We start from the raw sequence: 13,375 nt of genomic DNA on the forward strand, positions 1-13,375 counted from the left end.
ATCCCGGCTTCCGGCAGCCTCCACGCCGCGCTCCGCGCGGTCCCTTCGTTACTTACGTCAGCCTTACGGACCGCGCGGATTCGCCGTCCTGGCTCATGCCGCGCTCTCGCCGACGTCCTGTCGGCTCGTCCTGGCCGCCGCGCGCGCCTCAGCGTGTCGGATGCCTCTGGCACACCCTCGCCTGTGAGTTCCTATCTTTTTATAAACGGCTGCGTTGTCTGACGCTTGCAGCGATAAGGTTGTGTCTTCTGGAATCAGGATTCGCCGTTCTGGCCGCTATGTGTGCCTCAGCGGGTCGGATGCCTCTGTCACACCCTCGCCTGTGAGTTCTTATTTTTTTATACACGGCTGCGTTGTCTGCGCTTGCAGCGATAAGGTTGTGTCTTCTGGAATCAGGATTCGCCGTTCTGGCCGCTGTGTGCGCCTCAGCGGGTCGGATGCATCTGGCACACCCTCGCCTGTGAGTTCTTATTTTTTATAAACGGCTGCGTTGTCTGACGCTTGCAGCGATAAGGTTGTGTCTTCTGGAATCAGGATTCGCCGTTCTGGCCGCCGCGCGCGCCTCAGCGTGTCGGATGCCTCTGGCACACCCTCGCCTGTGATTTCTCATTTTTATAAAAGGCTGTGCTGTCTGAATGCAGGGTTCGCGCATACAGCCATAAGGCCGTTGGTAAAAAAACAGAACTTGCAGCGAGGGTTGTGGGGGCCATCGCAGCCGCTGAGCGGAGGAGGGATTTCAGGACGAGCGGCAGGGATGCCGCGAAGAGGCTGGCATGAGCCAGGGATGGCGAATCCAGCCGGTCCGTCAGAAATCCTGACGAAGCGAAGGAACCCGCGCAGCGGGCGGCGGAGCTGGCCCAGGGCGCGGGTGCAGGGCCGACGCCTTGCGGCCCTGCTCGGTCGCCCGCAGAGGGCGGAATGGAACTGCCCGGCTGTCGGGCGAACGAAACCTGCACTGAGCCTCCCCCGCTGTTAAGCGAACGAAACCCGCGCTAAAGCCCCCCGCCTGTCGTGCGAGCGAAACTCCCGGACACTATCCCACCATCATATTCGCTACCAGCTGCTTGCGCCCCTGCCCGTCATCCTCGGTATAAACGCCCTGCAGCTCCGGCGAGAAGCCCGGCAGCTGGTTGATGCCCTCCTCCAGTGCCAGGAAATAGCGCTGCACCGCGCCGCCCCAGACTTCGCCCGGCACCACGCAGAGCACGCCAGGAGGATAAGGCAGCGCCCCTTCGGCGGCGATACGCCCTTCGGCTTTCGCGATCGGCACCAGCTCGACGTCGCCGCGAATATAGGCCTGATGCGCATCCTGCGGATTCACCTTCACCGCCGGGAAATTTTTCTGGCGGAACATCGCCTTTTGCAGATCTTTTACGCCGAAGCTGACATAGAGATCGTGCATCTCCTGGCAGAGCTGACGCAGGGTATAGCCCTTGTAGCGCACCTGATTCTTGCGATAAATCGTCGGCAGCACCTCCGCCAGCGGCGCATCCTCTCGGACATGCTGTTCAAACTGCGCCAGCATCGCCACCAGATGCGCCATCTTCTCCGGGCTCTCCGCTGGCGTCAGCAGAAACAGGATAGAGTTAAGATCGCACTTCTCCGGCACGATGCCGTTCTCGCGCAGATAGTTCGCCAGAATGGTGGCGGGAATGCCAAAGTCGGCGTACTCCCCGCTCGCCGCGTCGATGCCCGGCGTCGTCAACAGCAGCTTGCAGGGATCGACCAGATACTGATCCTGCGCGTAACCGGCAAAGCCGTGCCATTGCGCCTCCGGCTCAAAGCTGAAGTAGCGGCTGTCGCTGGCGATGCTTTCCGTCGGCGCATCCTGCCAGCGTTCGCCGTTTACCTGCTCCGGCACAAACGGCAGGATCATTTCGCAGCGTTCAAGGATAGCCTTGCGCGCCTCGATGCCGAGCGTCACGCACGACTGCCACAGCAGACGGCCCGCATCGCCCTGATGCATTTTGGCGTTTACGTCCAGCGCGGCGAACAGCGGATAAAACGGGCTGGTAGAAGCGTGCAGCATAAAGGCGTTATTCAGCCGCTTATGCGGGCAAAAGCGCTTCTGGCCGCGAATATGGTTATCTTTTTTATGGATCTGCGAGGTCTGCGAAAAGCCTGCCAGCTGCTTATGCACCGACTGGGTGACGAAAATGCCCGGATCGTTCTCGGTCAGCTCCAGCGTCAGCGGCGAAGTGCCCGCCATCACCGGAATAAACTGCTCATAGCCGAGCCACGCCGAGTCGAAGAGGATGTAGTCGCAGAGGTGTCCGATGCGATCCACCACCTGCCGCGCGTTATAGACCGTACCGTCGTAGGTGCCGAGCTGAATAATCGCCAGACGGAACGGACGCGCTTCCCCGGCGCGCTGCGGCGCGACCTGTTTGATCTGCTCGCGCAGCCAGGCCTCGTCGAAGCAGTGCGCGTCGATGCCGCCGATAAAACCGAAGGGATTACGCGCCGCCTCCAGATAGACCGGCGTCGCGCCCGCCTGAATCAGCGCGCCGTGATGGTTCGATTTATGGTTATTGCGGTCGAACAGCACCAGATCGCCGCGCGTCAGCAGCGCGTTGGTTACCACTTTATTAGCGCTGGAGGTGCCGTTAAGCACAAAGTAGGTTTTATCCGCATTAAACACTTTCGCCGCAAACTTCTGCGCATCTTTCGCCGAGCCTTCGTGGATAAGCAGATCCCCCAGCTTGACGTCGGCGTTGCACATATCGGAACGAAAGAGATTCTCCCCGTAAAAGTCGAAAAACTGCCGCCCCGCCGGATGCTTTTTGAAAAACGCCCCGCCCTGGTGTCCCGGACAGGCGAAGGTGCTGTTCTGCATATCGACGTAGCGCATCAGCGTGTCGAAAAACGGCGGCAGCAGGTTCGCCTCATACTCCGCCGCGGCCGTTTCCAGCGCCGCCCAGGCTTCCGCAGAGCCGTCCAGCTCGCCGGTCACGCCCGGCAGGTGCAGCACCTCCTCTTCCCAGGCGTTGGCGACAAATACCGGCAGGTTGAAGCCGGTATGGCGCAACAGCGCCAGCACGCCGCTGCGCGTATCGGCCAGCGAGACGACCACTGCCGCCACGTCGGTAAAGTCGGTATTGTCCAGCGTCACTACGTCACGCCCGGTATTCAGGGTAAGGCTGGGAGCCAGAGCAGCGCTGGCGGCAATTTTCAGTAGTGTCATAACACAAATCCCCAACGGTGAAGGATGAGTGGGTGCCAGAGGCACAGCAATGGGGAAGATTCCCCGGCGAATAACGTCAGGCGGAGGCGGAGCAAAAGGTAAAGCCGCACCCGATAGACATCAGTAAAGCCAGAGCGCGTCTGTCTTTACGCATGCCCAACAGCGAACGTTTAGCTGGCCTCACCGCATGGTGAGCGGGAAATGCTGAGCGAAGATAGCAGAGGAGATCGCCTTACGCGCAGGGTAACGCGAGCGGAGGCAAGTGCGGTTGCGCATTGTTCCGACCATAACGACATCCTCACGAGTAAGCGGAAAAGAGGGCGCAATAATGTCATTTTTCTCGCGCGAGGACAACCCGGCAAAAGTAAATAACCTTGCCAACCAACACAACTTAAACATATGATAATTAAAGAGTTAAATAAAAAGCCCTACAGATAATTGCTTAATTATCTTAACTTTATGAAATGTTATGCAACAGCCGGCGCGTCCAGGCATCATGTGCCCCTTCTCTACCTCTTCCCGCCGCAGAGGAGTAGACTGACCGGCATATTTCCTATTGCCGGAGGCTGCATGTTTAAAGCATTAGTCATTGAAAATGATGAGCAAGGCTACCGCACTAACCTGAAAGATCTCAACGAATCCCAGCTGCCCGACCATGACGTCACCCTCGATGTCGCCTGGTCCACGCTGAACTATAAAGACGCGCTGGCCATCTGTAATAAGGGGCCGATTGTGCGGCAGTTCCCTATGGTGCCGGGCATCGATTTCGTCGGTCGCGTTACCGCCAGCCGCCATGCGGAGTGGCAGCTAGACGATGTGGCGCTGCTGACCGGCTGGGGCGTCGGCGAGAAACAGTGGGGCGGCCTGGCGCAGAAGGCGAGCGTTCCTGGCGACTGGCTGGTGGAAGTGCCTGCCACTCTGAGTCCGCTGCAGACCATGGCGATTGGTACCGCGGGTTTGACCGCGATGCTGTGCGTGATGGCGCTGGAGAAACAGGGCGTCACGCCTGACCGCGGCCCGGTACTGGTCACCGGCGCCAGCGGCGGCGTCGGCAGCTTCAGCGTTAACCTGCTGGCACGCCTGGGATTTGAGGTGATTGCCGCCAGCGGACGCGCAAGCGATGAGGGCTATCTGATCGATACGCTCGGCGCGCGTTCGGTTATCGAGCGCAGCGAGCTGTCGCAGCCAGGGAAACCGCTGGCGAAAGAGCGCTGGGCGGCCGCCATCGACAGCGTCGGCAGCCATACGCTGAGCAACGTGCTGGCGTCAACCCAGCGGGACGGCGTGGTTGCCGCCTGCGGCATGGCGCAGGGCCTGGATCTGCCCGCCAGCGTCGCGCCCTTTATTCTGCGCGGCGTGACGCTGACCGGCGTCGACAGCGTAATGTGCCCGAAACCGCTGCGCCAGCAGGCGTGGCAGCGGCTCGGGGAACTGCTGAGTGACGATATTCTGACGCAGCTCACTACGCTAATACCGCTCAGCGAAGCGAAACAGGGCGCGCAGGATCTGCTGGACGGCAAGGTGCGCGGCCGCCTGATCGTTGACTGTCGTTAAGCGTTCTGATGCAGGGCGGCGTCGCGCAGCAGCACCGCAAGGCGCTCCAGCGCGAACTGCGCGCCCTGCTCCATCACCGATTTCGGCTCGCCCTCGAAGCGTCGCATCTCAGCCACCACGCTGCCGTCAGGCAGTGCCCAGCCAAACCAGATAGTACCCGCTGGCGTGCCGTCTTCGCCGCCGTCTGGCCCGGCATAGCCGGTAATCGACAGGCTGACCGGCTCGCCGGAACGTTCGCGCGCGCCGATCGCCATCTCGCGCGCGGTCTGTTCACTGACGGCGGTATGCTCTTCAAGGGTCTCCGGCCGCACGCCCAGCAGCTGGCTTTTCGCATTATCGCTGTAGGTGACAAAGCCGCTGGTATAGAAGTTGCCGCTGTTTGCTACCTTCGCCAGCGTCATGCTGATCAAGCCGGCGGTGCAGGATTCGGCGGTCGCTAACCGCCACTCAGAGGAGAGAAGCCGCTCGCCAAGCTGTTCGGCGGCCTGATCTAATGCATCGTTCATACTTTGCTTCCCTGTTTGTGGATTCAGAATAGAAAGTATGGTCGAAAATCGGCGCGCCGTTAAAGGCTAACGCTATGAATAGTAAGCCAAACGGCTTCAGGCGCGCAGCCGGATGCCTGGTCTGCCGCTCTCAGGGTCAGGAGAAACGCGCAGGTCTGCCCGATACCAGCGCCTCAGCGTCTCTTCGGTCATCACCGCCTGCGCCGGGCCTTGCGCCACCAGCCTGCCCTGATGCAGCAGCAAAATGCGATCGGCCCAGAGCGCGGCGAGGTTAAGATCGTGCAGCACAATGCACACGCTAAAATCTTTCTGGCGTGAAAGCCGATGCAGCAGGCGCAGCGCCTGCTGCTGCCAGAAGAGATCGAGCGCCGAGGTCGGCTCATCCAGAAACAGCCAGCCGCGCGGCGCGCCGTTCTGCCAGAGCTGCGCCAGCACGCGCGCCAGCTGCACCCGCTGCTGCTCGCCGCCGGAGAGCTGTCGATAGTCGCGTTCGGCCAGTTTTCCGCAGTCGGTCAATGCCATCACCTCTTCGACCACGGCTTGCGTATCCCCGCCTGGCCAGGGCGCGCGGCCCATCGCCACCACCGCGGCGGCGGGCAAAGAGAAGGCGACCGGATTCTGCTGACGCATTACCGCGCGCCGCTGCGCCAGCCTCACGCGTGGCCACTCGGCTAAAGGCCTGTCGCCCAGCCGACACTCGCCGTAATCTGGCGTCAGAAAGCCAGTCAGCATACGCAGCAGCGTCGATTTGCCTGCGCCGTTCGGGCCAATCAGCGCCACCAGTTCGCCCGGCACCAGCGACAGATCCAGCGAATCGATCAGCAGCCTGCCGCCCCGTGAATAGCGCAGGTTGCGCGCCTCTAACTGTTCCACTATTCCACTCCTCGCTGCTGGCGCAGGATCAGCCAGAGAAACCAGGGGCCACCCAGCAGGCTGGTCAACAGGCCCACCGGCATTTCGGCTGGCGCCACTATGATGCGCGCCAGCGTATCCGCCAGCAGCAGCAGGATGGCGCCCGCCAGCGCCGAACCTGGCAGCATCCAGCGATGATCGCTGCCGAGACAGAAGCGCATCATGTGCGGCACCACTAAGCCGACGAAGCCGATAATGCCGCTTACCGAAACCGCCGCGCCCACCAGCAGCGCGCTCAGCACCAGCAGCTGCCGCTGCGTGCGTCTGACATCAATCCCCATATAGTGGGCATCTTCTTCGCCCAGCTGTAGCAGATTAAGATGGCGCGCGCGAAGCAGGGTCAGCAGCAGCGACGGAAGGATAAAGGCGGCGCACACTGCCAGCATTGGCCACTGCGCCTGGCTCATGCTGCCCATTCCCCACAGCGACAGCTGGCGCAGCTGCTGGTCGTTGCTCAGCCAGGAGAGCACCCCCACCACCGAGCTGCACAGCGCGTTAATCGCGATGCCCACCAGCAGCAGACGCGCCAGATTCCCCAGCGCCAGCCGACTGAGGCTAAAAATCACCGCCATCACCGCCAGGCTACCGAGAAAGGCCGCCAGAGACGGTAGCCAGAGCGCCAGCAGCGGCGGTAGCGCCAGCGGCAGGCTAATAGCGATGGCTACTGCCAGCCCCGCGCCGCTGCTGATGCCGAGCAGGCCGGGATCGGCGAGCGGGTTGCGAAACAGTCCCTGCATCACCGCGCCGGAAACCGCCAGCGTCATGCCGATCAGCACCGCCAGCAGCACGCGCGGCAGGCGAATATTCAGCCATATCTGCCAGACCATATCGCTGAGCGGCGCCTGCCACAGCGCGCGCAGCGAGAGCGTCATCGCGCCCAGGTTCGCCGCTATCGCCATCGCCGCCAGCATGCTAATCAGCATCAGCGCCAGCCAGCGCAGCGCGGTTGGATTAGCCATGGCGCGCCGCTTCCGCCGCTTTGCGCAGCTTAACGATCGCGCCCGGCGTATCCAGACCAAAGCCGAGCAGCGCCATCTCATCGATCACCAACAGGTTTTTATGCTGGCCTGCGGGCGTCAGCGCCAGGCCGGGCAGTCGCCACACCTTCTCTTCATCGCCTAAGGTTTTTAGCCCGTCGCTGCCGATAACCACCAGATCCGGCGCGGCGGCGATAATGCCCTCCTGCGACAGCGTCTGATAATGCGGCATCGTTCCCATCGCATTGATTAAGCCTGCGCTGCGGATAGCGCTGTCGGCGGCGGTATCCCCGCCCGCCGCCAGCGACTTCATGCCGCTGTGCGTCATAATAAACAGCACCCTCACCGGCAGCGGCTGACTCGGCAGCGTCGCCAGCGTCCGGTTAACCTGCTCCGCCAGCGCCTGCGCCTCCTCATCACGATGCAGCGCCTTGCCGATGGTGGCGATCTTTTGCGGGATAGCCTTGAGGCTATTCTCGCCGGTTACCTCCACCACCTTTACGCCCGCCTGGGCGATCTGCTGCAGCGCCAGCGAGGGTTTCGCCTGCGCGCTGCTCAGCACCAGCGTCGGCTCTAGCGCCAGAATGCCTTCGGCGTTGAGCTGACGCATATAGCCGATATTCGGCAGCCGCTTCGCCAGCGCCGGATGCTGACTGGTGCTGTCGCGCGCCACCAGCGCCTGCTGGCCCCCCAGTGCATAGACGATCTGCGTGACGTCGCCGCCGATAGAGATAATGCGCTCCGCTGCGAACGTCGGCAGCGCCAGCAACAGCAGCCAGGGGATCAGCCGTTTCATGCTGCCTCTCCCGCCGCGCTCAGCGAAGTTACCTGCTCGCGCCAGCGCGTCTGCTCCGGCGTGCCTTCGCTGCGCTGGCCGTAGAGCTGCGCGATCTGCGTGCCATCGGCGGCGAACAGCTCCAGGCTGGTGACGAAGCCGTCGCCGCTCGGTTTGCGCGTCACCCAGCTCTCATGGATGCGATCCGCCATCAGATGCAGCGTAAAGTTTGAATTGAATACGTTGAGCCAGTTTCCTGTCGGTACGACCTTTTCCAGCGCGCCGGTGAAGATTTGCGTGCAGCCCCGATTGCCGACGAAAATCATAATTTCATTCCCCTCCTCCTGCACCTGCGCCAGCAGACGCGCCAGCGAGTTGTTATCTACGCGCCACGCCAGATCGTCTCCCGCCGCGCAGAACGCCTGCAGCCGTGAAACGTTATGACGTTTCAGCAACCGGAAAAACTGGTGCACGTCAGTCATGGCGCGCCACTCGCTGTCGAGGGCGGCGGCGTCGAAATCGCAGGCGAAATTAGCCGCTTCCGCCGCCTCGACTCTCAGCTCGGCGGGCGCGTTATCAACAAAGCGCGCAATCAGCACCTGCCAGGTGTTCATATCGGTATGGTCGGTGGCGTAGATTTTCAGCACCGCCTCGCCGTAATGGTCAAAGATCTGGATACTCTGCCGCTCGCCGCGCGCGCTCTGCTCGCGCAGAAAGAAAGCGCTGCGCCACTGGTCAGGGAAAAACCGCAGGTCGAGCGCGCGTGGATTAAGCACCAGCCCGGCGTGGTCGCCCAGCCTGACGTTCTGGTAATGGCCGAGGTGCTCATGCACCGCATAAGCATTGCGGGTGATATTTTTCGTTTCGCCGACCGCTTCCAGCGCCAGCATCAGCTCGCGAAACTGCGGCTTCAGCGGCTGCGCCTCATGGCCGACGCGGGCGTGGCACAGCTCGGCTTCGCTGATGCCCATCAGGGCCGCGAGGTCGCGGGCATATTTTTTCGGATGTTCGCTTTTCACTAGCTGGTACTGCTGCCAAAGTGGGTTCATTGCGCGTTGCTCCCTTCAGAAAGCGCCCTGCGCCTGCGCAGGGCGGACGAGTGATTAAAATTCGACGTTAACGCCCAGTTGATACGTACGGCCCGGCATTACCGCCAGCGCCACATCATTGCGATCCTGCGCCGTGTCGGTGGTCAGCTGGCGGCTGCTGGTGTAATCCCAGTATTTGCGGTCGGTCAGGTTATAGACGCCGCCGCTTAGCCGGACATTTTTCGCAACCTGCCAGTAAGCGGTAGCATCCACCATGCCATAGCCCGGCACGCGCATATATTCGCTGGTGGAGTCGGTAATCGCCGAACCTGTATTGCTGTAGCTTTCGCGGTTGGTCTCGGTGGCGCGCTTGCCTTTAACAAAGGTCGCGGTAACGGCGGCGCCATAGCCGCGCTGCGCATCGTCCCACGCCAGGCCGACGATCGCCTTCAGCGGCGCGACGCTGTCGAGATCGACATATTTGTCGCCCGTGTAGTTCGATTTTGACTTCCCTTCGTTATAGCCCAGCGCAAAGGTGGCGCTCAGCCCGTCGACCGGCTGGAACCAGGTGCCAAAGTTAACTTTGGTGGTCAGTTCGGCGCCGTAGATATAGGCTTTATCGCGGTTTTCCGCCTGGTAAGAGGTGTAGATATTGCTCGGCACGTTAACAAATTTTTCAGGGTTGCCAGAGCGGGTGTAGCGCGTGTAGGCGATAAAGTTTTTGTACTGGTTGTAGAACAGCGAGGTATTCACCGTGACGCCTTCTGTCACCTGGCCTTTCAGACCCCATTCAATATTATTGCTGGTTTCCGTTTTCAGATCCGTGTTGCCGATCAAGGCATACTGGGCGGTGCCTGCATAGCTGGCGCCCATATTCCATGAGCCGTAAAGCTGGCTGGCGGTCGGGAACTGCACGCCGCGCTTGTACTGCAGGTAAGTGATCAGTGCAGGCGTCAGATCGTACTGGAAGGTGAGCGACGGCAATACCTTAGTATCGCTGTTGTCGGAGCCGTAAAGCGCTTCCAGCTGTTCTGCAGTCAGCATGCTGCTGCCGGAGGCGAGATCGGAGAGGTCGCGCGGTTTGGTGTTCTGGTACATTACGCGCACGCCGGGGAGCACCGCGAAGTTATGGCTGGCGAGGTCGAAATTGATTTTGTCCTGGACGTAGCCCGCTACGGTATAGCTGCGACTGTCGGCCTGCGGCTGCATAATCGCGCCAGCGTTACCATACGACGAGGTTGAGGTAGAGCGGAACGGACGCTCGTTTTTTTCCGTACGGGCGTTAATACCGGCGCTCATTTCATGACGGCCCAGGGTTTTAGTGGCGCGCGTGTCAAAGCCCAGGCTATCGGTATTGTAGTCCGACCAGACCCTTTTATACGCGGTGGCGCTGCTCGGCATCCAGGTGTTGTCGTGCGACTCGGTTTTCTGCCAGTAGAGACGCGTGGTCAGCGTATCAAGCAGGTCATTGTAAGGCGTCCACTCATCCCCGAGGCTGACGCCGAAGCGGCGCGTATCGCTCTGCTGCTGCGTGGTACCCCAGACGGCAGTGCCGGCACTGTTCCAGCCATCGTAGTGGGTATGGTTAGTTTTCTGGTAGTAGTCAAAAGTGGCGCTCAGCTTATGCCGATCGTTCGGCTGCCAGATGCCTGAGGTCATAAAGGCATCAGAGTGCCAGTTGGCCGGATAAGATGCTTTCACGCCGCTGTTGTTTCTGGTTTCCTGACCGTCACGGCGGCTGTAGACGAACACCCCGCGCAGCTCGTCGTCGCCCGCTGCCGCCGTGATGCCGTTGTGCCAGCTACGGTTAGAGGAGTCGTAGTCGCTCTGATAGCCGAAATAGGTGTGTTTGCTGCTGCTCAGGTAGTCATCGGCGCTTTTGTTATGGAAAGAGACGTTACCGCCGATAGCGGTGTTAGGCTGGCTGACCGCCGTTGCACCCTTTTCAATATCTATGCTGCCGAACATATAGGGATCGATATAGTCGCCGCGACCAATACCAAAAGTGTTATTGCCGACGCGGCTGACATAGGGTCGGCCTGTGGCGGTCGGTAGCGGAATGCCGTCAACGTCGAGTCCGACGCGATTGCTCTCCAGACCGCGAATGTTGTAGCCAGTGTAGCCTGCGCGGTCGAAGCCGCTTTTACCTACTGAAGAGCCGCCTGCCGCTCCGTTGGCGCTGATTAACGGCTCGTAACGCATAATAGAGCCGAAATCGTTCGCCCCGCGTTTCTGAAGGTCATCGGCGGTAAGAGTGGTTTTATTTCCCGCGTCAGGTTTCGGTGCGGTAACGGTCATCACAGGCTCGCTGCTGTTTTTTTCAGCGGCAAGTGTGTCGCTGTCGGCATAGCCGCAGGCTACGTGAACTGAAGAGGCCAGCAGCGCAATTTTGCAAAGCCGCTGTTGGGTCAATCCCTGAAACATTAAAGACATAAGCGCAAATACCTTTATAAATGTTAGTATTCGCTCACTTACTTGCTATCAGTAGTCAGACTACGGTTTCGCACATAAAAACCGTAAAAAGAAACACCGTTTTTATTATGATTAATTACGCAAGGACTGTAATGCAAGTGGGAATCATTATCAACTAGGCGCAGATTAAGATGTATCTTATACCGCACAATTTGCTAATCTGCGCGTTACGTCATTGACTACTGCCACTCTGGAAAATCGCCATGACTGAGAAACCCACCATCACTATCCACTACTGCACGCAGTGTAACTGGCTGCTGCGCTCCGCCTGGATGGCGCAGGAACTTTTACATACCTTCGCAGACGATCTGGCGGCAGTCACGCTCCGGCCCGGCACCGGCGGGATTTTCGTGATTACCATTAATGATGAAATTCTCTGGGAGCGTAAGCGCGACGGTGGCTTTCCAGACGCGGCGGCGCTAAAGCAGCGCGTGCGCGACGTCTGCTTCCCGGAGCGTTCACTGGGACATGTGGATAAGAAGAAAAGCTGAGAAAGAGGCTTTAGCTGGCGGCGATCTTATCCGCCGCCGCATTCAGCGCGTCGACGATATTCTCCAGCGCTTCCGGCGTAATAGCTTCCTGCGACAGGCGGTTATTCAACACGGAACGAATCCGATGGATGGCTTGCTCTACATCAGGAATGCTGCGGTTATTGACCAGGATAGCCAGCGAGGAGAGACGCTCGATAATATGTTCGACAGCTGCCTGCTGTTCTGCCAGCAGCGCACGTCCCGCCGCGTTCAGCGTATAGGCTTTGCGCGAGGCCTGCGAATCCACTACGCGGATAGCGTCCATCTCCTCCAGCAGCGTCAGGTTAGGATAAATAATGCCGGGGCTGGGAGAGTATTCCCCTTTGGAAAGCTCTTCGATTGATTTGATTAGCTCGTAGCCATGCGCATCGTTTTGCGCCAGAAAGTGCAGCATTAACAGGCGAATATCGCTGGCATCCAGCATCTTCTCACGACGTTTACGGCGACCGCCGCAGCCACCGCGCGCGGGGGAATCCTGATGACACGAGAAAGCCGGATCCTGTTTCATTGCCTGCCTGAAGGAGGAGTATGGTCGGGAGGGAGATAGTAGTCCGCCGCCTGGCAAAATTCAACACGGGCGGCGGCGGCGGCTTATTTTGCGTGCCAGTAAGCGACGGCGCGCACAAAGGTGGCATCCAGGCCGCGACGCTCGACAAAGTAGTCGCCGAGCGCTTTCGCGAAGTCGCCTTCGCCGGTCAGCCAGATAAAGTAATCTGACGACGGAACGGCGATGTTATCCAGCGCGGCAATAAGCGCGTCGAGTTTATTCGCCTCTGCCGCGCCGCTCCCGAGCCAGTGGGCATTCACTCCGGTTAAATCGGGCAGATAGTCGCGCCCGGTCGCTTCATCTACGCAGGCGAACAGATGCAGATCCTGCGCCTCGATAGCCGCCTGACGGCGCTTAAAGGCAGGCAGGCCGGTTTCGTCGCAGACATAGAGCTGAAACCGGTAGTCGATCGGCACCACCAGCGAGCCGCGCGGGCCGCCCATAATGAGCCGATCGCCCTCTTTCGCCTGCTGCGCCCAGTTGCTGGCGACGCCGCCGTTGTGGATGTAAAAGTCGAGCGTTAACGACGCTTCGCCGTCGAAGGCGAGCGGCGTATAGTCGCGCGCTGGCGGACGCGCGCCATTCGGCCAGACGATGCCGTCATCAGTCATCTGCGGCAGCTGCTGAGCGTCGTCGCTGTTCTGCGGGAAAAAGAGCTTGATATGGTCGTCAAAGCCCGGCGAATTAAAGCCTGCCAGATCGCTGCCGTGAAAGGTGACGCGCCAGAATTCACCCGCAACCAGCGTTTTGCTGGCGACGGTTATATGGCGAAAACGCAGCTCGTTGCGCACGCGCTGCGGCGCGCGGCTTCTGGACGCTCTGTTGTCGGAATGCATAGTTTCTCCTTTTACGAAGCCGGTTAGCGTCGCCGGCTGCGGACGTCAATGCGT

Annotated in this window: 11 protein-coding genes; 2 read left to right on the forward strand and 9 right to left on the reverse strand. The window is 60.3% G+C overall.

Going from position 1 to position 13,375, the window contains the following annotated elements:
* Positions 1–1,033: 1,033 nt before the first annotated feature.
* Positions 1,034–3,184 (reverse strand): ornithine decarboxylase, encoded by a 2,151-nt coding sequence (locus B3797_RS01230; protein WP_311790168.1) that lies wholly within the window; start codon positions 3,182–3,184, stop codon positions 1,034–1,036.
* Between the two features lie 570 nt (positions 3,185–3,754).
* On the opposite strand from B3797_RS01230, the gene B3797_RS01235 reads away from it, so the two are divergent.
* Entirely contained in the window at positions 3,755–4,738 is a 984-nt protein-coding gene (locus B3797_RS01235) for an MDR family oxidoreductase (protein WP_311783851.1), read from the forward strand.
* Here the strand turns inward: B3797_RS01235 and B3797_RS01240 are convergent.
* From B3797_RS01240 to B3797_RS01265, 6 genes are all read right to left on the reverse strand, one after another.
* Positions 4,735–5,244, reverse strand: a complete 510-nt coding sequence (locus B3797_RS01240) for a CinA family protein (protein ID WP_311783850.1) — start codon at positions 5,242–5,244, stop codon at positions 4,735–4,737. The two genes, B3797_RS01235 and B3797_RS01240, sit on opposite strands and share 4 nt — an antisense overlap.
* Positions 5,245–5,340: 96 nt before the next feature.
* Positions 5,341–6,117 carry a heme ABC transporter ATP-binding protein gene (locus tag B3797_RS01245; RefSeq protein WP_414693021.1) on the reverse strand — a complete coding sequence of 259 codons (777 nt, stop codon included), beginning with the start codon at positions 6,115–6,117 and terminating at the stop codon, positions 5,341–5,343.
* Positions 6,117–7,115, reverse strand: coding sequence for an iron ABC transporter permease (locus B3797_RS01250; protein WP_311790169.1), 999 nt, complete (start codon positions 7,113–7,115; stop codon positions 6,117–6,119). The genes B3797_RS01245 and B3797_RS01250 overlap by 1 nt, the downstream gene beginning before the upstream one ends.
* Complete coding sequence (locus B3797_RS01255) at positions 7,108–7,929, reverse strand: hemin ABC transporter substrate-binding protein (RefSeq protein ID WP_311790170.1); 822 nt, start codon at positions 7,927–7,929, stop codon at positions 7,108–7,110. Before B3797_RS01255 ends, B3797_RS01250 begins: the two co-directional genes overlap by 8 nt.
* Positions 7,926–8,957 (reverse strand): hemin-degrading factor, encoded by a 1,032-nt coding sequence (locus B3797_RS01260; RefSeq protein ID WP_311790171.1) that lies wholly within the window; start codon positions 8,955–8,957, stop codon positions 7,926–7,928. The genes B3797_RS01255 and B3797_RS01260 overlap by 4 nt, the downstream gene beginning before the upstream one ends.
* 54 nt (positions 8,958–9,011) lie before the next feature.
* Positions 9,012–11,369 carry a TonB-dependent receptor domain-containing protein gene (locus B3797_RS01265; RefSeq protein WP_311790172.1) on the reverse strand — a complete coding sequence of 786 codons (2,358 nt, stop codon included), beginning with the start codon at positions 11,367–11,369 and terminating at the stop codon, positions 9,012–9,014.
* 242 nt (positions 11,370–11,611) lie between these two features.
* On the opposite strand from B3797_RS01265, the gene B3797_RS01270 reads away from it, so the two are divergent.
* On the forward strand, positions 11,612–11,899 hold the full coding sequence (locus tag B3797_RS01270; protein WP_126690289.1) for a SelT/SelW/SelH family protein: 288 nt from the start codon (positions 11,612–11,614) through the stop codon (positions 11,897–11,899).
* 10 nt (positions 11,900–11,909) lie between these two features.
* Here B3797_RS01270 and B3797_RS01275 read toward each other — a convergent pair whose 3' ends face one another.
* Positions 11,910–12,446 (reverse strand): PadR family transcriptional regulator, encoded by a 537-nt coding sequence (locus B3797_RS01275; protein ID WP_311790173.1) that lies wholly within the window; start codon positions 12,444–12,446, stop codon positions 11,910–11,912.
* An 83-nt stretch (positions 12,447–12,529) separates the two neighbouring features.
* Positions 12,530–13,321: a siderophore-interacting protein gene (locus B3797_RS01280; RefSeq protein ID WP_311790174.1), complete on the reverse strand. Its 792-nt coding sequence runs from the start codon at positions 13,319–13,321 to the stop codon at positions 12,530–12,532.
* Positions 13,322–13,375 lie beyond the last annotated feature (54 nt).

Source organism: Pantoea sp. UBA5923 (assembly GCF_002431095.1).
Classification (GTDB): Bacteria; Pseudomonadota; Gammaproteobacteria; order Enterobacterales; family Enterobacteriaceae; genus Pantoea; species Pantoea piersonii.